The organism is Streptomyces sp. NPDC006193, from assembly GCF_040613915.1.
GTDB lineage: Bacteria > Actinomycetota > Actinomycetes > Streptomycetales > Streptomycetaceae > Streptomyces.
Map to the genome: position 1 here is coordinate 1 of NZ_JBEXTB010000018.1, position 23,914 is coordinate 23,914.

Here is a 23,914-nt window from a genome sequence, read left to right on the forward strand (position 1 = left end):
CTGCACGCCTACCTCCAGCACGGCGGGCGTCCCGCCTTCGAGGTCCGCGCCGTCCTGGCCGCCACCCTCTCCCCCGCCTGGGGCATCTACAGCGGTTACGAACTGTGCGAGAACACCCCGCTGAAGGACGGCAGCGAGGAGTACCTCGACTCGGAGAAGTACCAGCTCAAACCCCGCGACTGGGAAGCCGCCGCCCGCGAGGGCCGCACCATCGCCCCCCTCATCACCCGGCTCAACACCGTCCGGCGGCGGCACCCGGCGCTCCAGCGCCTGCGGAACCTGCACTTCCACCGGACCGACAACGATGCCGTGCTCGCCTACAGCAAGAGCACCGGCACGGACACGGTCATCGTGGTCGTCAACCTGGACCCGCACCACACCCAGGAGGCCACGGTCTCGTTGGACATGCCGCAACTCGGCCTGGACCGGCACGCCGCCCTGTCGGTGCACGACGAACTGACGGGCGAGACGTACCACTGGGGCAGGGCCAACTACGTGCGTCTGACGCCCGGCAGGACGCCGGCGCACGTGCTCCACGTCGGGCGATCGACGCCCCAGAGCGAAGGGTCCGCAGTGTCATGACCGTCAACGAGCCCGTTCCGGACACCTTCGAGGACACGCCCGCCAAGGACCGGGACCCGGAGTGGTTCAAACGCGCCGTCTTCTACGAGGTCCTGGTGCGCTCCTTCCAGGACAGCAACGGCGACGGCATCGGCGACCTGAAGGGCCTGACCGCCAAGCTCGACTACCTGCAGTGGCTCGGCGTGGACTGCCTGTGGCTGCCGCCGTTCTTCACGTCACCCCTGCGGGACGGCGGTTACGACGTCTCCGACTACACCGCCGTCCTCCCGGAGTTCGGCGACCTGGCCGACTTCGTGGAGTTCGTCGACGCCGCGCACCAGCGCGGCATGCGCGTGATCATCGACTTCGTCATGAACCACACCAGCGACCAGCACCCGTGGTTCCAGGAGTCCCGCAAGAACCCCGAAGGCCCCTACGGGGACTACTACATGTGGGCCGACGACGACAAGCAGTACGATGACGCCCGGATCATCTTCGTGGACACCGAGGTGTCCAACTGGACCTTCGACCCGGTGCGCGGCCAGTACTACTTCCACCGCTTCTTCTCGCACCAGCCGGACCTCAACTACGAGAACCCGGCCGTGCAGGAGGAGATCCTCGCGGCCCTGCGGTTCTGGCTGGACCTGGGCATCGACGGCTACCGCCTCGACGCGGTCCCCTACCTCTACGCGGAGGAGGGCACCAACTGCGAGAACCTCCCCGCCACGCACGCCTTCCTCAAACGGGTCCGCCGCGAGATCGACGCGATGTACCCGGACACCGTGCTGCTGGCCGAGGCCAACCAGTGGCCCGAGGACGTCGTCGACTACTTCGGCGACTACCCCTCCGGCGGCGACGAGTGCCACATGGCGTTCCACTTCCCCGTCATGCCGCGCATCTTCATGGCCGTACGGCGGGAATCCCGCCATCCGGTCTCGGAGATCCTCGCCAAGACCCCCGCGATCCCGTCCGGCTGCCAGTGGGGCATCTTCCTGCGCAACCACGACGAGCTGACCCTGGAGATGGTCACCGACGAGGAACGCGACTACATGTGGGCCGAGTACGCCAAGGACCCGCGGATGCGCGCGAACATCGGCATCCGGCGGCGCCTGGCACCCCTGCTCGACAACGACCGCAACCAGATCGAGCTGTTCACGGCCCTGCTCCTGTCCCTGCCCGGCTCGCCGATCCTCTACTACGGCGACGAGATCGGCATGGGCGACAACATCTGGCTCGGCGACCGCGACGCCGTCCGCACCCCCATGCAGTGGACCCCCGACCGCAACGCCGGCTTCTCGACGTGCGACCCGGGACGCCTCTTCCTCCCCACGATCATGGACCCCGTCTACGGCTACCAGGTCACCAACGTCGAGGCCTCGATGTCCTCCCCCTCGTCGCTGCTGCACTGGACCCGCCGGATGATCGAGATCCGCAAGCAGAACCCCGCCTTCGGACTCGGCTCCTACACCGAACTGCCGTCCTCCAACCCGGCGGTGCTCGCCTTCCTGCGCGAGTACGGCGACGACCTGGTGCTGTGCGTGAACAACTTCTCCCGCTTCGCCCAGCCCACCGAACTCGACCTGCGCTCCTACGACGGCCGGCACCCGGTCGAACTGATCGGCGGGGTCCGGTTCCCCGCCATCGGCGAACTGCCCTACCTGCTCACCCTGCAAGGCCACGGCTTCTACTGGTTCCGGCTCACCCGAGTCGCATCCCGCATCGGCCGCCGCCGCTGAACCGGCGGCGCCGAGGAAAGGACGCGTCACCATGCCGAAGACCATCACTCCCCGACCGAGATCCGCCACCGGCCTCGACGGGCCCCTGGCCTCGCTGGGCGGGCTGCTGCGCGAATGGCTGCCGGGCCAGCGCTGGTTCGCGGGCAAGGACCGGCCCGTCACCGACCTGTCGGCGCTGTCCGTCACCGAGCTGTTCCCGGGGTGCCTGCACCTGCTGGTGCACGCCTCGCACGCGCCGGTGCCCGCCCCCGGCGGCACCCCGCCGCCCGGGGACTGCTACCAGCTGCTGCTGGGCCTGCGCCAGCAGCCCGCCCCACGGCTGGAGCGGGCGTTCATCGGACGCGCCGAGGAGGGACCGCTGGCCGGCCTCGCGGTGTACGACGCGCTGCACGACCCGCGCTCGGCCCACCTGCTGCTGGAGCGGCTGCGGCAGCCCGGCGCGGCGGGCCCCCTGCGCTTCGAGGCGGACCCGGCCGCCGAGCTGCCCGGCGGTCTGCCGCCGCGCCTGCTGGACGCGGAGCAGTCCAACTCGTCGATCGTGTACGGCGACGCCTTCATCCTGAAGGTGTTCCGCCGGATCCAGGCGGGCGTCAACCCGGACCTGGAGGTGCCGGCCGCGCTGGCCGCCCAGGGCTGCGCCCGGGTGCCCGCGCCGGTCGCCTGGTTCACCACGACCGCCCCCCGGCCGGCCACCCTCGGAGTGCTGCAGCCGTTCCTGCCGGACGCCGCCGACGGCTGGACGCTGGCGCTGCGCGCGCTCGCCGCGGGCGACCACTTCACCGTCGAGGCGCGGGCGCTGGGCCGGGCCATGGCCGAGGTGCACCTGGCGCTGGCCGAGGCCTTCCCGGCGGCCGGGCCGGCCGAGAACAGCCGCACGGCCGAGGCGATGTGCGCCCGGCTGGACGCCGCCGCGCAGGCCGTGCCCGCGCTGCTGCCCTTCGTGCCCGGCCTGAAGGCCGCGTTCGGCGCGCTGGCCACGTGCGACACCGGGCCGCCCGCCCAGCGCATCCACGGTGACCTGCACCTCGGGCAGGTGCTGCGGGCCGGCCGCGACTGGTTCGTCATCGACTTCGAGGGAGAACCCTCCCGGCCGCTGTCGGAGCGGCGGGCCCCGCAGTCCCCGGTGCGCGACGTCGCCGGGATGCTGCGCTCCTTCGACTACGCGGCCCGGCAGCGCCGCCCGTGGCGACCCGAGTGGGCGCGCCGCTGCCGGGAGGCGTTCTGCGCGGGCTACGCGGCCCGTGCCGGCTGGGATCCACGCAAGAAGCACGCGCTGCTGCGCGCGCACGAGACGGACAGGGCGGTCTACGAGGTGCTGTACGAGGCGAGACACCGACCGGACTGGCTGCCGGTGCCGATGGCGGCGATCAAGCGGCTCGCCGTGTGGGGAGGCTGACCCATGACACTGCGCGACACCAGGCCGCCCGAGGCGACGGAGCCCCGGCCGCCCGCCGCCGCCCCTCCCCCGAAAGCCGCCCCGGACGTCGTCCGGGCGGACCCCGGTCCCCACGCGCTCGACCCCGCCGACCGCGGCTGGCTGCTGGCCGGGGCGCATCACGACCCGCACGCCCTGCTGGGCGCCCACCCGGTGCCGGGCGGCACGCTGTTCCGGGCGCTGCGCCCCAACGCCCGGTCGGTGAGCGTCGTGACCGACGGCGTCCGCACTCCGCTAGAGCCGGAGGGCGACGGCCTGTTCGCCGCCGTCCTGCCCTGCCCGGCGATCCCGGCGTACACCCTGCTGGTGGCGTACGACGAGGGTGAGCTGGAGGTGCACGACCCGTACCGCTTCCTGCCCGCCCTCGGCGAGCTGGACCTGCACCTGATCCGGGAGGGCCGGCACGAGCAGCTGTGGAAGGCGCTCGGCGCCGAGCCGATGGTCCACGAGGGCGTCGCCGGCACCCGCTTCACCGTGTGGGCGCCCAACGCCCGGGGGGTCCGGGTGGCCGGGGACTTCACGTACTGGGACGGCACGCAGTACCCGATGCGGTCCCTCGGGGCGTCCGGGGTGTGGGAGCTGTTCCTGCCCGGCGTCGGCGAGGGCGCCCGGTACAAGTTCGAGATCACCTCCCGGCACGGTCACCGGTTCCTGAAGGCGGACCCGATGGCGCGGGGCACGGAGGTGCCGCCGGACACCGCGTCGATCGTGACGGCGTCGCACTACGAGTGGGGCGACGCCGCATGGATGGCCCACCGCGGTGACACCCCGGTGCACCGGGCGCCGTTCTCGGTGTACGAGGTGCACCTGCCGTCCTGGCGGCCCGGCCTCACCTACCGCGAGCTCGCGGAGCAACTGCCGGCGTACGTGACGGAGATGGGCTTCACGCACGTGGAGCTGATGCCGGTGGCCGGGTACCCGTTCAGCGGCTCCTGGGGCTACCAGGTCACCTCCTACTACGCCCCGACGCCCCGGCTCGGCTCCCCCGACGACTTCCGGTACTTCGTGGACGCCTGCCACCGGGCCGGCCTCGGCGTGATCATGGACTGGGTGCCGGCGCACTTCCCCAAGGACGACTGGGCGCTGGCCCGGTTCGACGGGGAGCCGCTCTACGAGCCCGGCAACGCCCTGCGCGCGGAGCACCCGGACTGGGGGACGTACGAGTTCGACTACGGCCGCACCGAGGTGCGCAACTTCCTCGTCGCCAACGCCGTCTACTGGTGCGAGGAGTTCCACATCGACGGCCTGCGCGTGGACGCGGTCGCCTCGATGCTCTACCTCGACTACTCGCGGGACTCCGGCCAGTGGGAGCCGAACGTGTTCGGCGGGCGGGAGGACCTGGACGCGGTGGCGTTCCTGCAGGAGATGAACGCCACCGTGTACCGCCGCTGCCCCGGCGTGGTGACCGTCGCCGAGGAGTCCACGGCCTGGGAGGGGGTGACCCGGCCGACGGACAGCGGCGGGCTCGGGTTCGGGCTGAAGTGGAACATGGGCTGGATGCACGACTCGCTGGAGTACATCCAGAAGGAGCCGGTGCACCGCAAGTACCACCACGACGAGATGACCTTCTCCATGGTGTACGCCTACAGCGAGAACTACGTCCTGCCGATCTCCCACGACGAGGTGGTGCACGGCAAGCAGGCGCTGGTGTCGAAGATGCCCGGCGACTGGTGGCAGCGGCGCGCCAACCACCGCGCCTACCTCGGCTTCATGTGGGCCCACCCGGGCAAGCAGCTGTTGTTCATGGGGCAGGAGTTCGCGCAGGGGGCCGAGTGGTCCGAGGAGCACGGCCCCGAGTGGTGGCTGCTCGCCGACGACTACCACTCCGCCGGCGACCACCGGGGCGTGCAGGACCTGGTGCGGGAGCTGAACACGGTGTACCGGGCGACGCCGGCGCTGTGGCAGCGGGACACCGATCCGGGCGGGTTCCGGTGGGTGCTGTGCGACGCGGCGGACGACAACGTCCTGGCGTTCCTGCGGTTCGCCGACGACGGGTCCCCGCTGCTGGCGGTGTCCCACTTCTCCCCCGTCGTCCGGCACGACTACCGGCTGTGGGTCCCGGAGGAGGTCCCCGCCTGGCGGGAGGCGCTGAACACCGACGACGTCCGCTACGGCGGCAGCGGCGTCGGCACGCGGGGGCCCGTCGAGCCCGAGGACGGGTCCCTGCGGCTGACCCTTCCCCCGCTCGCCACCGTCTGGCTGGCGCCGGAGCGCTGAAGGCCGCAGGTGTCGGCGGCCGTCCGGGGGGCAGTCGGGGTCATACAGACCCAGCGACTGCCCCTTGTGGCATGGAAGAAGGGCGGCACCACGTGCGCACCGTCGGAGTGGAGGAGGAACTCCTTCTGGTCGACCCGGACAGCGGCGACCCGAAGGCGCTGGCGGCGGCCGTGCTCGCGCGCGCCGAGCAGGACGATCCGGAACAGGACGTCTTCGAGAAGGAGCTGTTCGGGCAGATGCTGGAGTTCGCCACGCATCCGCAGTCGGACATGGCGTCCCTCGGCGAGGAGATCGCGCGCTGCCGCAAGGAGGCGGCCCGGCACGCCGGGGAGATCGGCTGCGGGGTCGCGGCGCTGGCCAGCTCCCCCCTGCCGGTGAGCCCTTCCCTCAGCATGAACGAGCGCTACCGGTGGCTGGCCGAGCGGTACGGCGTCCCCACCCGGGAGCAGTTGGTGTGCGGCTGCCACGTCCATGTGTCGGTGGAGTCCGACGAGGAGGGCGTCGCCGTCCTCGACCGGCTCCGCCCGTGGCTGCCCGTGCTCCGCGCGATCAGCGCGAACTCCCCGTTCTGGCAGGGCCGCGACACCGGTTACGGCAGCTACCGCAGCCGGGTGTGGAACCGCTGGCCCTCGGCCGGCCCGACCGAGCTGTTCGGCTCCCCGGAGCGCTACCACCGGCGGGTGGCGGACATGGTCGCCACGGGCGTCATCCTCGACGAGGCGATGGCCTACTTCGACGCCCGGCTGTCCGCGCGCTATCCGACGGTCGAGCTCCGGGTCGCGGACGTGTGCCTGTCCGCGGAGACGGCCGTGTTCATCGCCACGCTGAGCCGGGCCCTGGTGGAGACGGCCGCGCGGGACTGGCGGGCCGGCCGGCCCGCGCCCGACCACAGCGTGAGCGTGCTGCGGCTCGCCGACTGGCAGGCCGCCCGGTACGGCCTCGAGGGCGAGCTGCTCGACCCGGTGACGCTGCGGCAGCGGCCCGCCGAGAAGGTGCTGCGGTCCCTGCTGGAGCACACCGGGGACGCGCTCACCGCCACCGGCGACGCGGAGCGCGCCGAACAGGCCGTCGCCGATCTGGTGCGGCACGGGAACGGCGCGCGCGAGCAGCGGCGGCTCATGGAGCGCACCGACAGCCTGCGCAGCGTCGTCACCGAGTGCGTGCGCCGCACCCAGGGCTGAGCGGGCCGGTCACAGGATCAGCAGCAGGGCGTAGACCAGGAAGAAGGCGGCGATCAGCGCGACCAGGAGCAGGATGACGGTCAGCGGCGCCTTGGCCCAGTCCCTGCGCTGGACGTTCGGCTGCCGGGGCCCGGCCTCGGGCATGCTGCTCTCGGCGGGCGGGGTCTCGCCGGGCGGAACTCCCCCGCCTGGTTCCAGACCGGTGGTGCGCTCGGGTTCCGGATCGGGGTTCACATAGCTCATGGCTGCCGAGTCCCCAGGACACGCCCGCATCATCAAGCGATCAGAACTTCTCCGTTCTCGGTACCGAACGCGCTCACCTGGGCTACATTCGAGCACCGCCGACACAGAGCCGGTCGGCGGAGTGACCCTCCGTACACCCAGGAGCAGCGCATGCGGAACGTCGCCCTCGCTCCGGCCGGCGCCCCGCCGGCCCCCGGCGGCCTCGCCGACAGCGTCTTCGAGAACGCGGACCGGAACCCGGCGCTGCCGGTGCTCGCCCGTCGGGCTCCCGGTACCGCCACCGGCTGGGAGGAGGTGACGGCGGCCGAGCTGCGGGACGAGGTGACCGGCCTCGCCAAGGGCCTGGTCGCCTCGGGGATCTCCCCGGGTCACCGGGTGGCCCTGATGGCCCGCACCCGCTACGAGTGGACGGCGCTCGCCCTCGCGCTGTGGGCCGTGGGCGCCGAGGTCGTGCCGATCCATCCGGCGTCCTCCCGCGACCAGGTCGAGTGGATCCTGAGGGACGCCGGCTGTGTGGCCGTGGTCGTGGAGGACGAGCAGGGCGTCATGACCGTCGGCAGCGTGTGCACGCGGCTGCCGCGGCTGCGGCACGTCTGGCAGCTGGACGCGGGCGCGCCGGCCGAACTGGCCGAGCGGGGCGCGGCCGTGCCGCACACCACCGTGGAGTCGCTGCGCCGGATCGTGCTGCCCGACTCCACCGCGGCCGTCGTCTACACCTCCGGCGCCTCGGGCCGCCCGCTGGGCTGCGCGCTGAGCCACCGCGCCATGGCCTACCCCTGCGACACCCTGCTGGCCGGGTGGGGGCACACCGCCGCTCCCCCGGGCGAACAGCCGGCCGTGCTGCTGTTCCTGCCGTTGTCCCACGTCTACGGCCTCATGATCATGCTGACGTGCGTGCGCGGCGGGTTCCTGCTGGCCCACGAACCGGAGACGACGGAGGCGGCGCTGTCCTCGGCGCTCACGACGTTCCGGCCGACGTACCTGTACGGGGTGCCGTCGCTGTTCGAGAAGCTGTACAAGAACTTCCTGCGCGCCGCCGAGAAGGCGGGCCGCGGCGCCCTGTTCGAACGGGCCGCGCAGACCGCGCGGGACTTCGCCGAGGCCGAGGAGCGCCGCCGGCTGGGCGCCGGGCCGGGCCCCGGTCTCGACCTGAGGCTGCAACACGCGCTGTACGAGCGGACGGTGTACCGCCGGCTGCGGGCGGCGCTCGGCGGGCGGGTGGTGCGCGGCACCTCCGGGGGTTCCTCGCTCAACCGCGAACTGTCCCTGTTCTACGAGGGCATCGGGATGTTCGTGCACGACGGGTACGGGCTCACCGAGTGCTCCGGCGGGATCACCGTGCAGCCGCTCGGCCGGGAGAAGTCCGGGACCGTGGGCCGGCCGCTGCCGGGCACCGAGATCCGGGTGGCGGACGACGGGGAGATCCTGGTGCGCGGGCCGTCGGTGTTCCAGGGCTACGTCGGCGACGAGGCGGCGACGCGTGCCGCGCTGCGCGACGGCTGGCTGGCCACCGGGGACATCGGGCGGCTGGACCCCGAGGGCTATCTGACGATCACCGGGCGCAAGAAGGACGTCATCGTCACCAGCGGCGGCCGGAGCGTGTCCCCGGCCCTGCTGGAACAGCGGCTGCGCATGCACCCGCTGGTGCACCAGGCCGTGGTGATCGGCGACGACCGCCCCTGCGTCGGCGCCCTGATCACCCTCGACCCGGACCTCCTGGCGCACTGGCGGACCGCCCTGGCGCTGCAGGGCGACTGGCCGGTCCCGGCAGGCCGGGAGGAGAACGCGCTGCGGGAGGAGATCGCGCGGGCCGTGGCCTCGGCCAACAGTGCGGTGTCCCGGGCGGAGTCCATCCGGGTCTACCGTGTGCTGCAGGAACCGTTCGCGCCGGACAACGGGCTGCTGACGCCGTCCATGAAGGTGCGCCGGGACGCCGTCGTGCGGCACTATGCGGCCGAGATCGAGGCGATGTACCAGGCGCGTTCCCTGGCGCGCCGGAGCCCGCGGGAACCGGCCGACTGGGACGAGCCGGACGACGTCTTCCGCTGAGCAGGCGGACCGTGCGGACCGCCGGACCGGCAGGAGGACGGATAGCCTGCGCGGCTGTGGGAACCCGCCCTGCGCAAAGAGAGATCAGCGACGACGACCGTCCTGGCCGCAGGGGGCCGAACCGGCCCCTCGTCGGCCGGGGCCGGGGACTGTGAGATGGCAACGGAGCCGCGTTGGGACGACACACCGCCCTCGGAGGAGAGGTACGAGCGTACGTTCTCCTTCCCGGGGGAGCTGCGCAACGTCACGGAGGCACGGCTCGCGGCGGAAGAGTTCCTGAGCGTGCTGGCGAGAGAGACGCCGCCGAGCGCGCTCGAGTACTGGGACGACATCCTGCTGGTCGTCACGGAACTGGCCGCGAACGTGATCCAGTACGCGCCGGGCCCGTTCGACCTGCGGATGCGCCGCACCTTCGACGGGGTGCACGTGACGATGCGTGACACGAGCACGACCAAGCCGGAGCCGCGGCCCTTCCATCCGCGCTCGGGCGGCGGCGGCATCGGCTGGCATCTGGTGCACACGCTGTGCACCCAGGTCAGCGTCGTCGTGCACGACCGGGGCAAGGACATCCACGTGTTCCTGCCGTGGTGACGGACGTGTTCCTGCCGTGGTGACGGACGTGTCCCTGCCGTGGTGACGGACGTGTCCCTGCCGTGGTGGCGGGTGTGCGACGTGTAGGCGTGCGCCGATCGGTTACTCCACCCCGTGTGAGGGCACGCTGGTGCCACGCGTTCGCCTGCCCGCCGCCTGCGGACCGCGAAGCGGCCGGAGGCCCGGTGGGATCGACGGGAGGATCCGGGGCATGCGAACGGCGTCGAGTCGGACCGCCCGGAGCCGAGAGAGGGATGAACACCGTGACACGACCCAGGATCCTGGTGGTTGGCGCAGGCTTCGCCGGAGTGGAGTGCGTCCGCCGCCTGGAGCGGAAGCTGAGCCCCGGCGAAGCCGAGGTCACGCTGGTGACGCCGTTCTCCTATCAGCTGTACCTGCCGTTGCTGCCCCAGGTCGCCTCCGGCGTGCTCACGCCGCAGTCGATCGCCCTGTCCTTGCGCCGGAGCAGCAGGTACCGCACCCGGATCATCCCGGGCGGCGCGATCGGCGTGGACCTGAAGGCCAAGGTGTGCGTGATCCGCACCATCACGGACACCGTCGTCGACGAGCCCTACGACTACATCGTGCTGGCGCCGGGCAGCGTGACCCGCACCTTCGACATCCCCGGACTGACCGAGCACGCCTTCGGGATGAAGACCCTGGCCGAGGCCGCGTACATCCGCGACCACGTCATATCGCAGCTGGACCTCGCCGACGCCAGCGACGACCCGGCCGAGCGGGCCGCGCGCCTGCAGTTCGTGGTGGTCGGCGGCGGGTACGCCGGCACCGAGACCGCCGCCTGCCTGCAACGCCTCACGCACGCGGCCGTCCGGCGGTATCCGCGCCTGGACCCGGGCCTGATCAAGTGGCACCTGATCGACATCGCGCCCAAGCTGATGCCGGAGCTCGGCGACAAGCTCGGCCGCAGTGCGCAGGAGATCCTCAAGCGGCGCGGCATCGAGGTCTCGCTGGGGGTGTCCATCGCGAAGGCCGGCCCGGAGGAGGTCACGTTCACCGACGGCCGGGTGGTGCCGACGCACACCCTGATCTGGACGGCCGGGGTGGTCGCCAGCCCGCTGATCGCCACGCTCGGCGCGGAGACGGTCAAGGGCCGGCTGGCGGTCACCGCCGAGATGTGCCTGCCGGGCCACAACGGCGTGTTCGCGCTCGGCGACTCGGCCGCCGTGCCCGACCTGGCCAAGGGCGACCAGGGCGCGGTCTGCCCGCCCACCGCGCAGCACGCCATGCGGCAGGGCAGGAAGGTCGCCGACAACGTCATCGCGACGCTGCGGGGCCAGCCGATGCAGCCGTACGTGCACAAGGACCTGGGTCTCGTCGTCGACCTCGGCGGCAAGGACGCGGTGTCCAAGCCGCTGGGCGTGGAGCTGCGCGGGGTGCCCGCGCAGGCGGTGGCCCGCGGGTACCACTGGTCGGCGCTGCGCACCAATGTCGCCAAGGCCCGCGTGATGACCAACTGGCTGCTGAACGCGGTCGCGGGCGACGACTTCGTCCGCACCGGCTTCCAGGCCCGCAGGCCCGCCCGCCTGAAGGACTTCGAGTTCACCGACTCGTACCTGACGCCGCAGCAGGTGCGGGCCCGGGTGGAGGGCGCGGCCGACGAGCAGCCGTGAGCCGGCCGTGACCGCAGGGGCCGCCGATCCGCACCGGATCGGCGGCCCCTGCGTCTGTCCGGGCGGGAGCGCGGTCCCCGGCGCCGGGGGCGGGCGGCCCGGACGGCGTGCGATGCTGGGTGCGGAGATCGATCGTCCGGAACGGGAGAGCACAGCGGCGTGAGGGCAGCGCGACGGTCGGAACGGGTACGGACGTGGGACCGGCTCGCGGCCTCGGATCCAGGGCTGCTCCGGCTCACCGCGGGGTTGCGCACGGTCGCCGCGATCGCCCTCACCCTCGCCGTGCTCGCCGTGCTGCGGGTGGCGGTGCCGCAGCTGGTCGCCGGCGCGATGGCGGCGATGGTGGCGACCTTCGCCGTCCGCGAGAAGCAGCGCGCCCGGCAGGCGGTCACCCTCGCGCTCGGCCTGCCCGTCGCCCTGGCCTCGGTGTCACTGGGAGCGCTGCTCAGCGGCCAGGTCGTCGCCGGTGACCTGTTCTTCGTCGCCCTCATCTTCTGCGCGGTCTACGGCCGCCGGTTCGGCGACCGCGGCACGGCCCTGGGTCTGATCGGCTTCCAGAGCTACTTCCTCTCCCTGTTCGTGGGGGCGGCCCCCGCCGCGCTGCCCGCGCTGTCCGGCGTGCTCTGCGTGGCGTTCGCCTGCAGCGCCGCCGCCCGCTTCGCGCTGCTGCCGCAGACCCCCGCCGGCACCCTGGACCGGTTGCGGCGGGCCTTCCGCGCCCGGCTCGCCCAGTTGCTCGCCGCGCAGGCCGAGCTGCTGGACGCCGGCCCCGACGAGGTGGAGAGGGTGCTGGAGGACCTGCGCACGGGCACGGCCCGGCTGCACGAGACGGCCCTGCTGATCCAGGGCCGGCTGGAGGACGGCACCTCCGACCCGGCGGCGGCCCGGCTGCTCCAGCGGCGGATCGCGGACGCCGAGATCGCCGCCGAGCGGCTCGGCCTGCTGCTGCTGACCGCGCGCACGGCCGAGCGCACCGACACCCTCACCCTGCATCTGCCGGGCGCCCCGCTGCCCTCCGGGGGCGTGCTGCCGGTGCGGGAGGAGGCGACGGACGCACTGCGCCGGGACCTTCAGGCGCTGCGGCTGCTGATGCTGCGGCCGGCCGGCGAGGCGGCGGGGACCGCGCTCGCCCAGGTGCGCAACCGGCTGCTCGGCTACCGGGACGAGGAGAACCTGCCGGCGGCCTCACCGGCCGTGCAGGACGTCTTCCGCGGCCTCGGTGAGGCCGCACGGGCCGCGCTGGGCCTGCGGATCGCCATGGACGGCCCGCAGGACGACTCCGACGACACCCCGGCGGCGGCCCGCTCCCGCGAGGAACTGGACGCCGAGGACGCCGCGATCGAGGCCGGCGAGGCCGGCGAGCGGCAGGAGCCGGGGCCGGCGGGGCTGCGGCGGCCCACGACCCGGGCCGCGGTCCAGGTGGCCGTGGGTTCGGCGCTGGCGATCGCCGGCGGCGAGCTGCTGTCCACGCAGCGCTGGTACTGGGCGGTGCTGACCTGCTGGATCGTGTTCCTCAACACCGCCTCCACGGGCGAGATCCTGGTGAAGGGCTACCGGCGGCTGCTGGGCACGGTCCTCGGCGTGGTGGCCGGCATCGGGCTCGCCGCCCTGGTCGGACACCACACCTGGACGGCGTTCGCGCTGGTGCTGGTGTGCATCTTCGCGATGTTCTACACCGCGCCGCTGTCGTACACGCTGATGTCGTTCTTCGTGACCGCCATGCTCGGACTGCTGTACACGCTGCTGAACAGCTACAGCACCGCGGTGCTGGTGCTGCGGGTGGAGGAGACGGCCCTCGGCGCGGCCTGCGGGGTGATCGCGGCGGCGGTGGTGCTGCCGGTCCGCACCGACCGCCGTACCGACGAACTGCTGGTGACGGTGCTGGAGCGGCTCGCCGAGGTCACGCGGGGGGCCGTCGACCAGCTCAGCGGCGGGCCGGGCGGGGACCTGGTGGAGCAGGCGCGGGACATGGACCAGGCACTGGCCGACCTGCGCGCGGCCACCCAGCCGCTGACCCATCCGGTCACGCCGCTGCGCGCGCGCCGGGACACCGCGCGGTACGTGGTGGCGCTGCTGGAGACCTGCGCGTACCACGGGCGTTCGCTCGCGGCCACGGCCGAGCTGCTGCCGACCCATCCGGCGATCGCGGCGGATCCGCGGCTGCGCGGGGCGTGCGCGCGGATCGTGCACAACATCGAGGCGATCGCCGCGCACGTCGGGGAGCCGCGCTCCGCGGCCCGCATCGAGACCGGCCCCAGCATCGCGTCGATGCTGGAGCCGGGAACCCTGAGCACCCCGCGCTACGGCCGCGTGACCGACCGGGTGCTGCGCCATCTGCAGCGTCTGGACGAGGCCGTCTCCGGTCTCGCCCGCCCGCTGGGCCTGTCCGGTGGGCCGGCCCAGCAGGGTGGGTGACGCTCAGCGCGGGTCGCCGCCGGGGCGGCGGCCGCCGAGCGCCTCGTCGCGCACCCGGGCGCAGCTCCGGCTGATCAGCCGGGACACGTGCATCTGGGAGATGCCGAGCCGGTCGGCGATACGGCTCTGGGTCATGTCCTCGAAGAAGCGCATGTAGAGAATGGCCCGCTCGCGCTCGGGCAGCCGGCGCAGCCCCTCCTTGGCGGCCTCCCGGTCGACCACCACGTCGAAGGAGCCGTCCGTGGCGCCGAGGGTGTCGGCGAGGCTGTAGCCGTCGTCACCGGCGGACAGCTCCGCGTCCAGGGACAGGGTGCTGAAGCTTTCCAGCGCCTCCATGCCCGCGGACACCTCCTCCTCGGTGAGGCCGGTGTGGGCGGCGATGTCGGCGGCGGTGGGTTCGGGGCTGCCGGGATGCTGGGTGAGTTCGCGCCGGGCCACGCGGACCCGGTTGCGCAGCTCCTGGACCCTGCGCGGCACCCGCAGGGCCCACATCCGGTCGCGGAAGTGCCGCTTCACCTCGCCGGTGATGGTCGGCACGGCGTAGCTCTCGAAGGCCCCCCGGGACGGGTCGAACCGGTCGATGGCCTTCACCAGCCCGAGTGCGGCCACCTGGCGCAGGTCCTCGACGGACTCGCCGCGGTCGCGGAAGCGGCCCGCGATCCGGTGCGCCATGGGCAGCCAGGCGGTGACGAGCTCGTCGCGGACGGCGTCCCGCTCGGGGCCGTCGGGCAGTTCCGCCAGCCGGGCGAAGAGTTGCGCGGTGTCGGGAGCATCGTCGTGGTTCCGCCGGCTGGGCGCCGCGGCGGCGGTGGTGGCGGTCGTGCCGGGACGGCTTGTCGACATGTCGGTCAGCATGCGGAATCGCTCCTGAACGTGGTTTCAGGGCACCTCCCGGAACAGGGGTTCCGGGATCCTGGCCCGAACGGTGGTGTCAGGGGTTCGCCGCGGGTGAGCCGCCGGGCCCGCCAGGAGGGGGCCGCAGCGTGGTCTGCCCGCTGGGCGCGCGCCTCCGGTCCGAAGCACGAAACTCCGTCTGCCCGCCGGCCCCGCGGGCAAACGCCGGTGAGCGGAACTTCGGGAACCGCTTCACCGGAGCGGCACGACGGCCGTGATGCACTTGCCGCCGCGGGGCAGCTCCGCCACCCGGACGTCGCGGGCCAGCCGGCACACGATGGGCCAGCCGCGGCCCCCGGGCCGGGCGCGGTCCTGCTCGTCCGCGGCCGGACGGGCCACCGGGAGGTCGCCGCTGCGGTCGCTGACCGACACCCGCACGCCCCCGGGATCCACGTCGACGTCGAAGCCGGTGATGCCGCCGCCGTGGACCAGGGCGTTGGTGGCGAGTTCGGAGGTGACCAGCAGGACGTCCGCCACCGTCTCGGGCGGGCACGCGAGGGCGCCGTCGCGGCACCGCTCGGTCACGACGCGCTCGACGGTTCTGCGGGCGTCGGCCGGTCGGCACGGCACCCGCCGAGGCCGTTCCGGCAGGGCGGCGGAGGAGCCGGTCCGGTGCATGTCGCGCATCCTTTCCTCCCTGAACGGTGCCCGGATTGCTGTGGTGCTTCCCTTTTCGACTGACCCCGGGCAACGGTGTCAAACACCCCGGACGCCGCTGTCATCACCGGCGGGCGGGCGGGTATCCGTCGGGCATGACCGATGTGGTGGATGCGGACGAGTTGTTGCGGCGGATCCAGCGGGGCCGGGACTGCGCGGCCGAGGAGGAGCGGGCCTGGCGGGAGCGGGCGAGCAGCCTGACGGCGACGGATCCGGAGGGCGCGCGGGAGGCTTCCGTCCGGGCGCAGACGTACGAGGCGGTGCTGCGGGTGCTGGGGGAGATCGTGAACCCCGGCCGAGGGGGTGAGGGGGCGGACGGAGTGAAACAGGTCACCTGACCCGCTGCGGGGTTGGACGCCCGCCCGCGAGGTGGTTTATCGTTCATACATACGTGACGGCGGCAGGGAGTGGAACCGTCCTTCCCTCCTCCCCGCGTCACCGCGAGCGGCCCTGGCTGGTTTCCCCCGTCCAGCCAGGGCTTTTTCCTGCCCGCACACCGGTGGGCGGGCGGCACGCCGTTTCCCGAGGTGCTCGGGACGGCGGCAGCGGCTGGAATGGGCTTAGGCACAGCACCCGACCCGCACCGCCGCCGGCGAGGAGCCCCCCGGATGACCAAAGCGATCAAACTGCTCACCGCCCTGCCCCAGGCGCAGCGCGAGCGCCTGATGGAGCTGGCCGAGGAGGTCTCCTTCCCGGAGGACACCCGCATCTTCGAGGCGGGCGGCACGGCGGACCGGTTCTGGGTGATCCGCTCGGGTGCGGTGCACCTGGACCAGCAGGTCACCACCCGGCAGCGGGTGACCGTGGCCACGCTCGGCGCCGGCGACCTGCTCGGCTGGTCCTGGCTGTTCCCGCCGTACCGCTGGGACTTCGGCGCGGTGGCGTTCAGCAATGTGCGGGCCTACGAGTTCGACGGGCCGTCGGTGCTGGGGCTGTGCGTGGAGGACCCGCTGCTCGGGCTCTCGCTGGTGCGGACGGTGGCCGAGATCCTCGCCCACCGTCTGGAGACCACCCGCGGGAAGCTGATGGACCAGTACGCGATCCGCCGGCAGAGGCCGCTGTAGCCGTCAGATCCGGTAGCGGCGCAGCGCGGGAACGGTGAGGGCCAGGGCCAGCATCACCACGACGACGAGCGCGCCGCCGCCTGCGACGGCGGCCCGGGGCCCGAAGGCCGCGCCGGCGGTCCCGTGCAGCGCGTCGGCCAGTCGCGGCCCGCCCGCGACGACCACCGTGAACACGCCCTGCATCCGGCCGCGCATCTCGTCGGTCGCCGCCGACAGCAGGATGGCGCCGCGGAACACCATCGAGACCATGTCCGCGATCCCGGCCGCGGCGAGGAAGGCCACGGCGACCCGGAGGTCGCCGCTCAGCCCGAACCCGGCGACGGCCGCACCCCAGGCGACCACCGACCCGACGACCATCCAGCCGTGCCTGCGCACGCGCGAGAACACCCCGGAGAACAGTCCGCCGAGCACCGCGCCGACCGGTATGCCCGCGAACAGCACGCCGAGCGCGAGCCCCTCGCCCCAGGCGGAGTAGGTCTGGGCGGCCAGCTCCGGGAACAGCGCGCGGGGCATGCCGAACACCATGGCGACGATGTCGGCGAGGAAGGACAGCAGCAGCACCGTGTGCCGGGAGATGTACCGGAATCCGGCGGCGACGTCCCGCACCCCGGCTCGGCGGGCGGCCCCGCCGAGCGGCGGCAGGGAGGGCAGCCGCACGACGGCCCACACGGTCGCGCACAGCGCCAGGGCGTCGATCAGGTACAGGTCGGGCACCCCGACGACCGGGATGAGGGCGCCGGCGAGCAGCGGGCCCGCCACCAGGCCGGTCTGCATCACCGTCGAGCCGAGCGCCCCGGCCGCGGCCAGCTGGTCGGCCGGCACCAGCCGGGCGATGGAGGCGTTGCGGGCCGGGGCGTTGAGACCGAAGAACGCCTGCTGCACGGCGAGCAGCACCACGAGGACCCCGACCGAGTCCGCACCGGTGACGGCCTGTGCCCAGAACAGCAGCGAGGTCACCGCGATGCCGCAGTTGGTGACCAGCAGCAGCTTGCGGCGGTCCACCGTGTCGGCGACCGCCCCGCCCCACAGCGCGAAGACCACCATCGGCACCAGGCCCGCGAGGCTCGCGTAGCCGACCCAGGCGGAGGACCGGGTGAGGTCGTAGATCTGCTTGGGGACGGCGACGGCGGTCAGCTGGCTGCCGACGGCGGTGACGACGGTCGACGACCACAGGCGCCGGTAGGCGGGGATCCGCAGGGGGCGGGTGTCCATCGCCCAGCGGCGCCAGCCGCGCCGGGGCGGTACGCCGGACGGCCCGCCGGTGTCCGTCCCGTCGGCGCCGGTCCCGGTGCTGCTGCTCTCGCTGGTGTCCACAGAAGTCCTGGTCGCTCGTCATGTCTGTCGGTGTGAGAACCCGACTATCCCAGGAACGCCGGCGTGCGCCCAACGGGCGTCTCAGGAGTCCGCGATCAGGGCCGTGCCCATCGCCAGCATCGTGACGGCGACCAGGCCGTCCAGCACCCGCCAGGCGCCGGGCCGGGCCAGGAGCCGGCCGAGCAGGCGGGCGCCGAAGCCCAGCGCGGCGAACCAGCACAGGCTGGCCAGCGCGGCGCCGAGCCCGAAGGTCCAGCGCAGCGGGCCGCGGTCGGCGGCGAGGGAGCCGAGCAGGAACACGGTGTCCAGGTAGACGTGCGGGTTCAGCCATGTCATCGCCAGGCAGGTGAGCACCGCCCGGCGGCGCGAGCCGGCCGCCTCCCCCTCGGCCCGCAGCCCCGCGCCCGGCCTGAGCGCCCGGCGGGCCGCCAGGGCGCCGTAGCAGAGCAGGAAGAGACCGCCGACGATGCCGACCGCCCGCAGCACACCCGGCCAGGCCACCACGACCGCGCCGACCCCGCCCACGCCGAGCGCGATGAGCAGCGCGTCGGACAGCGCGCAGATGCCGACGACGGCGAGAACGGCGTCCCGGCGCACCCCCTGCCGCAGGACGAAGGCGTTCTGGGCGCCGATGGCGACGATCAGGGAGAGGCCGGTGCCGAAGCCCGCGGCCGCGGCGGTCAGGGTGTGGTTCATGCCGCCGACGCTAAGGAAGGCGTCCACCGCAAGTACAGCTAAAGATCCTTACGTAGCATTAGCCGTCGTGATGACAGAGTTGCCCCTGGAGCAGGTCCGGACGCTGCTGGCCGTCGTGGACGAGGGCACCTTCGACGCGGCGGCCGCCGCCCTGCATGTGACGCCCTCGGCGGTCAGCCAGCGGATCAAGGCCCTGGAGCAGCGCACCGGGCGGGTGCTGCTCCAGCGCACCCGGCCCGTACGGCCCACGGACTCCGGTGCGGTCCTCGTCCGGTTCGCCCGGCAGCTCGCGCGGCTGGAGCGGGACGCCTTCGGCGAACTGGGGCTCGCCGGCGGCGGGGAGCCGACCCGGGTGTCGGTCGCGGTGAACGCCGACTCGCTGGCGACCTGGTTCCTGCCGGCCCTGACCCGGGTGGCGGGCCTCTGCTACGAACTGCACCGCGAGGACGAGGACCACACGGCGGCGCTGCTGCGCGAGGGTCTGGTGATGGCGGCGGTGACCTCCTCGCCCGACCCGGTGCCGGGCTGCACGGTCCGCGTCCTCGGCCGGATGCGCTACCTGCCGGTGGCCTCCCCCGGCTTCGCCGCGACCCACCTGGAGGGGCAGCCCCTGGCGGAGGCGCTGCCCCGGGCGCCGGTCGTGGTCTTCGACCGCAAGGACGACTTCCAGGACGGCTTCGTCCGCCGGCTGGGGCGGGGGTCCGCCGGCCCGCTGCGGCATCTCGTGCCCACCTCCGAGGGGTTCCTGGACGCGGTCGCCGCCGGGCTCGGCTGGGGGATGGTGCCGGAGACGCAGGCCCTCCCGCTGCTGGAACGGGGACGGCTGACCGAGATCGCCCCCGGCGAGTGGACGGACGTCACGCTCCACTGGCAGCAGTGGAAGCTCGACTCGCCCGCGCTGGCGGCCCTGGCCGACGCGGTGACGGCGACCGCGGCCGAGGCGCTGCGCCGCTGACGGCACCCGGCACCGCACCGCCCCGGCGGTGACGCCGGTCCCAGCCGCGCCGCCGGCGGCACCCGGCACCGTGGCACGCCGACGCCCGCGGCACGCCTTACGGATCCGGCACGCGACCGGCGCCCGCCCGGTCGGACGCCACGCCGCCGGCGGCACCCGGCCGGCGGCACCCTCCGGCACCGCGCCCCTGGCGGCGCACACCTCGGCCCACCGGCCGCGGCCACAACGGTCGCGAGCGCCCGACACCGTGGCACGCCGTGGCACGCCGACGCCCGCGGCACGCCTTACGGGCCCGGCACGCGACCGGCGCCCGCCCGATCGGACGCCACGCCGCCGGCGGCACCCGGCCGGCGGCACCCTCCGGCACCGCGCCCCTGGCGGCGCACACCTCGGCCCACCGGCCGCGACCACGACGGTCGCGAGCGCCCGGCATCCAGCCGGCACCGCAGCGCGACGGCACACCGCCGCCGGCGATCACGACGGCCCGGCAGCAGCCGGTGCCGCGACCCGGCACCCCTCCGCCCGGCACCCGGTCGGCGCCGCAAAACGGCACGCGGCGCACGCCCCGGCGCGCCGGCGGCATCGAGGGGCGCGCACCCCGATGAGCCCCTGCGGGCCGGATCGAGGCCGTGACGGCCGTGAGCCCTGCGCTGCCGGGGGCCGCCCGGGGCTTCGGCGGGTGCGCAACCGTGGGCGGGAGGCCGTCGCCGTCCGATCTTCTTCCGGTTGTGCCGTTTCACCCCGTCCGGACCGGTCACCCGAGTCCGGAGCGAACGCATTTGACAGTGCACGGACGATTTACGACCCGATCCAGGAGAATCCGATGGAGAACTGGCGCGACCATGCCGCGTGCCGTCACGAGGACCCCGACCTCTTCTTCCCGATCGGCACCACCGGACCGGCGCAGGTGCAGGCCCAGCAGGCCAAGGCGGTGTGCCACCGCTGCCCGGTCCGGAAGCAGTGCCTGGACTGGGCGCTGGACACCGCCCAGAGCATCGGCGTCTGGGGCGGCACGACCGAGGTGGAGCGCCAGGCGCTGCGGCGCCGTGCGCGCTCCAGGCAGCGCTCCGGCTGACCGGCGCCCTGCGCCGCGGGGGCTCAGCGGCCCCCGCGGCGCAGGGTCCCCCACTCCCGCTCCTGCCGGGCCACCTCGGCCCTGGCCGCGTCGATCACCTCGTCGGCGATCCAGCACAGCGGCTCGACGTCGACCACGAGCGGTTCGTTGTCGGGGCCCCGGCCCGTCTCCCGGCCCTTCAGGAACCAGGGACGCACGCCGGGGCCCTTCTCGTGCGGCAGGTGCGCGTAGTCGTACAGCCGGCGCGCCACCCACAGCTCCACGGACCGGTCCTCCCACCAGTCCTCGACGTCCAGCGGGTTGGCGGACAGCCCGGGCATCGGGACACCGGTCAGCTCGTCGGTGCTGGACACGGCGTCGAGGTCGATGCCCGGGCCTTTGGACCAGCGCACGTACAAACCCCGCTCCCTCTCCACCAGACGAGCCGCTTCGGTGAGCGTGGAGACGACCGGCAGGGCGTCCGCTGTGCTCATGGCATGACCTCCTCGACTGCGCATTGCGCGACCGGAGTACCCCCCGCGCGCGCCGGGAATCAAGCCGTCGCGCGCCCGCCCTCATGCCGTGTCGCCGGGCGGCGGGACGGCGGGCAGCCGCAGCGTGAACACCGCGCCCGCGCCCGGCTCGCTCGCGGCCTCGGCCGTGCCGCCGTGGGCGGCGACCAGGTGGCGGACGATCGGCAGCCCGAGGCCGCTGCCGCCGGTGCGGCGGCTGCGGGACTTCTCCGCCCGCCAGAACCGGTCGAAGACGCGGGGCAGGTCCTCGGGCGCGATGCCCCGGCCGGTGTCGGTGACGGTGAGGACGACGTCGTCGCCGTCGCGGCGGGCGGCGAGGGCGACGGCGCCGTCGGCGGGGGTGTGCCGCAGCGCGTTGGAGACCAGGTTGCCGAGCGCCTGCCGCATCCGCACCGGGTCGGCGTCCAGCCAGGCGGCGTCGTCGGCGTCGGTGCGCAGCACGACCCCGGCGGCGCCGGCCGCCACCCGGTGCGCTGCGGCCACCTGCTCCAGCAGATCGCCGGCCCGCAGCGGCTCGCGGTGCAGGCGCAGGGTGCCGGCGTCGGCGGCGGCGAGGTCCTGCAGGTCGTCGATGATCCGCTGCAGGACGAGCGCCTCCTCGTGCAGGGAGTCCAGCAGCGCCGGGTCGGGGGCGACGACGCCGTCGCGTACGACCTCCAGCCAGCCGCGGATGTTGGTGAGCGGGCTGCGCAGTTCGTGCGCGATGTCGCTGACCATGGCTTTGCGCTGGGCCTCCAGACGCTCGCGGCGCTCGGTCAGGTCGTTGAAGGACTCGGCGAGGATGCCGGTCTCGTCGCGAGTGGTCACCGGGACGCGCACGTGCAGCTCGGGCGGCTGCTGCGCGGCCAGAGTCAGCGCCCGCAGGGGCCGTACCAGCCGGACGGCGACCACGGCGGTCACGGCGACGGTGACGGCGAGGACCAGGCCGGCCACGCCCACCACCTTGGCCTTGTTGGCCGGTGACATGTCGAAGCGGGCGGGGTTCTGGTCGCCGATCCCGAGGAACAGCTCGGCCACCGGGGCGACGTAGGGCTCGAGCTGGGCGCGGCGGGCGGTCATGATGCAGTGCTGGGCCGCCCGGGCGGCGCCGCCCGTCTGCGCACCGGTGTACTTGGCGATCACGCGGCTGCCGCCGAAGGGGTCCTGCGCGCCGGGGTCGAAGAAGGCGGGGAAGACGGGCCCGCCCAGGACCAGCCCGGCCTGCCGCAGGCAGGGCCGGACCAGGCCGGAGAGGGTGTCCAGAGCCTTCGTCTCTGTCGGGGTGGGCGTGTTGAGGCGGCCGTCCTCGCAGTCGGTGGCGCCGAGGCCGGCGGGGTCGGTGTCGTCCGCTCCGGCGACCACGGGCCGGCCGCTCGGGGTGCGGACGACGGTCGCCTGCAGGCCGTAGCGCTCGTAGCAGCGTTCGCGGACGGCGGCCAGCGCGTCCAGCCGGGTCCGCTCCCGGGCCGGCAGCCGGTAGGGGCCCACCACGCGCGGGTCGATGCCGCTGAGCTGGGCGCCGGGCTCGGTGTGGGTGTCGGTGCGCAGGGGGTCGACCGTGGCGGCGGGCCGGGGCGGCAGCGGGGCGCCGCGGGGCGCGGAATCGGCGACGAGAGTGCGGTCGGCGGTGGTGAGGGCGATCCGGCGGCCGGTCGTCGCGGCCAGTTCGCGGACCGTCCGCCGTACGCCGGACCAGTCGGAGTGGGTGGCGGCGTAGCCGCTGAGCCGGGCGAGGATGCGGTTGTCGGCGGCGAGGTCCTGGCCCTGCTCCTCCTTCAGCGCGCTGGTGGTGGTGGTGACCGCGAGCCAGGCGGTGGCGGCGACCGAGCAGACGGCGATGAGGGCCGAGACGGACAGCAGCCGGACGAGCAGCCGCTTGCGCAGCGGAATCCGGCGCCGCCCGTTGCCCTGCGCGGGGCGCGCGCTCCCCCGCCGCGGTTCCTCCCGGTCGTGGCGGGTCATGGGCGGGCGGCGCTCAGTTTGTAGCCGACGCCGAACACGGTCAGCAGACGGGCCGGGCGCCGCGGGTCGGGTTCGATCTTGCGGCGCAGGTTCATGATGTGGACGTCGACGGCCCGTTCCGTGGATGCCCGGTCGAAGCCGCGGGTGCAGTGCAGCAGCTGGCGCCGGGTGAACACCCGCTCCGGTTCGCCCGCCATGGCCAGCAGGATCTGGAACTCGGCAGGCGTGCACTCCACCGGCGTGCCGTCGCAGCGCACCTCGTGCCGTACCGGGTCGACGCTGATGGCGCCGGCCCGTACGACTCGGTCGCCGTCCCGTACGGCGCCGCCCCGCCCGCTGCGCCGGAGCACCGTGCGGATACGGGCCATCAGCTCGCGCGGGCTGTACGGCTTGGTCATGTAGTCGTCGGCGCCGAGTTCGAGGCCAAGCAGCACGTCGTCCTCGGCGGAGCGGGCGGTGAGCATCACGACGGGGACGTCCGGGTCCGCGCCGCCGCGCAGTGCCCGGCACACGCCGAAGCCGTCGACCACGGGGAGCATCAGGTCGAGGACGACGAGGTCGGGTCCGAGGCGGCGGGCGGCGTCGAGCGCGGCCGCGCCGTCGTGCACGACGGTGGCGTCGTGGCCCTCGGCCTGCAGGGAGCGGCGGATCAGCTCGGCCTGCTTCTCGTCGTCCTCGGCGACCAGCACATGTGCGCACACGAGTTCGGAGTCTAGGGGCGGCGTGTGAGGAAGCGGTGAGGAGCGC

The 23,914-nt window shown here is 73.8% G+C and carries 21 protein-coding genes; 13 read left to right on the forward strand and 8 right to left on the reverse strand.

Annotated elements, in window-relative coordinates; all coding sequences use genetic code 11:
- The 5 genes from ABZ261_RS17905 to ABZ261_RS17925 all read left to right on the forward strand — a co-directional run.
- On the forward strand, window positions 1-582 hold a 582-nt coding region (locus ABZ261_RS17905), incomplete at its 5' end, for an alpha-glucosidase C-terminal domain-containing protein (protein ID WP_356860147.1).
- Window positions 579-2,297: a maltose alpha-D-glucosyltransferase gene (gene treS / locus ABZ261_RS17910; RefSeq protein WP_356860149.1), complete on the forward strand. Its 1,719-nt coding sequence runs from the start codon at window positions 579-581 to the stop codon at window positions 2,295-2,297. The genes ABZ261_RS17905 and treS, both read left to right, overlap by 4 nt.
- A 31-nt stretch (window positions 2,298-2,328) precedes the next feature.
- Window positions 2,329-3,693, forward strand: a complete 1,365-nt coding sequence (locus tag ABZ261_RS17915; RefSeq protein ID WP_356860151.1) for a maltokinase — start codon at window positions 2,329-2,331, stop codon at window positions 3,691-3,693.
- 3 nt (window positions 3,694-3,696) lie between these two features.
- Window positions 3,697-5,949 carry a 1,4-alpha-glucan branching enzyme gene (gene glgB, locus ABZ261_RS17920; protein WP_356860153.1) on the forward strand — a complete coding sequence of 751 codons (2,253 nt, stop codon included), beginning with the start codon at window positions 3,697-3,699 and terminating at the stop codon, window positions 5,947-5,949.
- Window positions 5,950-6,041: 92 nt separating this feature from the next.
- Window positions 6,042-7,130 (forward strand): glutamate--cysteine ligase, encoded by a 1,089-nt coding sequence (locus ABZ261_RS17925; RefSeq protein ID WP_356860155.1) that lies wholly within the window; start codon window positions 6,042-6,044, stop codon window positions 7,128-7,130.
- 9 nt (window positions 7,131-7,139) lie between these two features.
- On the opposite strand, the gene ABZ261_RS17930 is transcribed toward ABZ261_RS17925, so the two are convergent.
- Window positions 7,140-7,373, reverse strand: coding sequence for a DUF6480 family protein (locus tag ABZ261_RS17930; protein WP_356860157.1), 234 nt, complete (start codon window positions 7,371-7,373; stop codon window positions 7,140-7,142).
- 150 nt (window positions 7,374-7,523) lie between these two features.
- On the opposite strand from ABZ261_RS17930, the gene ABZ261_RS17935 reads away from it, so the two are divergent.
- The 4 genes from ABZ261_RS17935 to ABZ261_RS17950 all read left to right on the forward strand — a co-directional run bounded on the left by ABZ261_RS17935 (window position 7,524) and on the right by ABZ261_RS17950 (window position 14,059).
- Window positions 7,524-9,422: an AMP-dependent synthetase/ligase gene (locus ABZ261_RS17935; protein WP_356860158.1), complete on the forward strand. Its 1,899-nt coding sequence runs from the start codon at window positions 7,524-7,526 to the stop codon at window positions 9,420-9,422.
- 156 nt (window positions 9,423-9,578) lie between these two features.
- A complete protein-coding gene (locus tag ABZ261_RS17940) occupies window positions 9,579-10,013 on the forward strand; it encodes an ATP-binding protein (RefSeq protein WP_356860160.1) in 435 nt (144 codons plus the stop codon).
- Between the two features lie 254 nt (window positions 10,014-10,267).
- On the forward strand, window positions 10,268-11,644 hold the full coding sequence (locus ABZ261_RS17945) for an NAD(P)/FAD-dependent oxidoreductase (protein ID WP_356860162.1): 1,377 nt from the start codon (window positions 10,268-10,270) through the stop codon (window positions 11,642-11,644).
- Between the two features lie 159 nt (window positions 11,645-11,803).
- Window positions 11,804-14,059, forward strand: coding sequence for an FUSC family protein (locus ABZ261_RS17950; protein WP_356860164.1), 2,256 nt, complete (start codon window positions 11,804-11,806; stop codon window positions 14,057-14,059).
- 3 nt (window positions 14,060-14,062) lie between these two features.
- Here the strand turns inward: ABZ261_RS17950 and ABZ261_RS17955 are convergent, their stop codons facing one another.
- Together ABZ261_RS17955 and ABZ261_RS17960 are read right to left on the reverse strand one after the other, a co-directional pair.
- Entirely contained in the window at window positions 14,063-14,914 is an 852-nt protein-coding gene (locus tag ABZ261_RS17955) for an RNA polymerase sigma factor SigF (protein WP_356860166.1), read from the reverse strand.
- Window positions 14,915-15,145: 231 nt separating this feature from the next.
- Complete coding sequence (locus ABZ261_RS17960) at window positions 15,146-15,580, reverse strand: ATP-binding protein (protein WP_356860168.1); 435 nt, start codon at window positions 15,578-15,580, stop codon at window positions 15,146-15,148.
- A 125-nt stretch (window positions 15,581-15,705) separates the two neighbouring features.
- Between ABZ261_RS17960 and ABZ261_RS17965 the strand changes: the two genes are divergently transcribed.
- The gene (locus ABZ261_RS17965) at window positions 15,706-15,948 is read left to right on the forward strand and encodes a hypothetical protein (protein ID WP_356860170.1); all 243 of its coding nucleotides are present in this window, start codon (window positions 15,706-15,708) and stop codon (window positions 15,946-15,948) included.
- 270 nt (window positions 15,949-16,218) lie between these two features.
- Window positions 16,219-16,674 carry a cyclic nucleotide-binding domain-containing protein gene (locus tag ABZ261_RS17970; RefSeq protein ID WP_356860172.1) on the forward strand — a complete coding sequence of 152 codons (456 nt, stop codon included), beginning with the start codon at window positions 16,219-16,221 and terminating at the stop codon, window positions 16,672-16,674.
- Between the two features lie 3 nt (window positions 16,675-16,677).
- Here the strand turns inward: ABZ261_RS17970 and ABZ261_RS17975 are convergent, their stop codons facing one another.
- Both ABZ261_RS17975 and ABZ261_RS17980 read right to left on the reverse strand, forming a co-directional pair.
- Complete coding sequence (locus tag ABZ261_RS17975) at window positions 16,678-17,988, reverse strand: MFS transporter (RefSeq protein WP_356860174.1); 1,311 nt, start codon at window positions 17,986-17,988, stop codon at window positions 16,678-16,680.
- 81 nt (window positions 17,989-18,069) lie between these two features.
- On the reverse strand, window positions 18,070-18,684 hold the full coding sequence (locus tag ABZ261_RS17980; RefSeq protein ID WP_356860176.1) for a LysE/ArgO family amino acid transporter: 615 nt from the start codon (window positions 18,682-18,684) through the stop codon (window positions 18,070-18,072).
- 67 nt (window positions 18,685-18,751) lie between these two features.
- On the opposite strand from ABZ261_RS17980, the gene ABZ261_RS17985 reads away from it, so the two are divergent.
- Together ABZ261_RS17985 and ABZ261_RS17990 are read left to right on the forward strand one after the other, a co-directional pair.
- A complete protein-coding gene (locus tag ABZ261_RS17985; RefSeq protein WP_356860178.1) occupies window positions 18,752-19,639 on the forward strand; it encodes a LysR family transcriptional regulator ArgP in 888 nt (295 codons plus the stop codon).
- An 823-nt stretch (window positions 19,640-20,462) separates the two neighbouring features.
- The gene (locus ABZ261_RS17990) at window positions 20,463-20,714 is read left to right on the forward strand and encodes a WhiB family transcriptional regulator (protein ID WP_356860180.1); all 252 of its coding nucleotides are present in this window, start codon (window positions 20,463-20,465) and stop codon (window positions 20,712-20,714) included.
- A gap of 23 nt (window positions 20,715-20,737) precedes the next feature.
- On the opposite strand, the gene ABZ261_RS17995 is transcribed toward ABZ261_RS17990, so the two are convergent.
- The 3 genes from ABZ261_RS17995 to ABZ261_RS18005 form a co-directional block, all read right to left on the reverse strand.
- Window positions 20,738-21,187, reverse strand: a complete 450-nt coding sequence (locus tag ABZ261_RS17995) for a DUF6098 family protein (protein ID WP_356860181.1) — start codon at window positions 21,185-21,187, stop codon at window positions 20,738-20,740.
- Window positions 21,188-21,268: 81 nt separating this feature from the next.
- Window positions 21,269-23,167: a HAMP domain-containing sensor histidine kinase gene (locus ABZ261_RS18000; protein ID WP_356860183.1), complete on the reverse strand. Its 1,899-nt coding sequence runs from the start codon at window positions 23,165-23,167 to the stop codon at window positions 21,269-21,271.
- Complete coding sequence (locus ABZ261_RS18005; RefSeq protein ID WP_356860185.1) at window positions 23,164-23,868, reverse strand: response regulator transcription factor; 705 nt, start codon at window positions 23,866-23,868, stop codon at window positions 23,164-23,166. The genes ABZ261_RS18000 and ABZ261_RS18005 overlap by 4 nt, the downstream gene beginning before the upstream one ends.
- Between the last annotated feature and the right edge of the window lie 46 nt (window positions 23,869-23,914).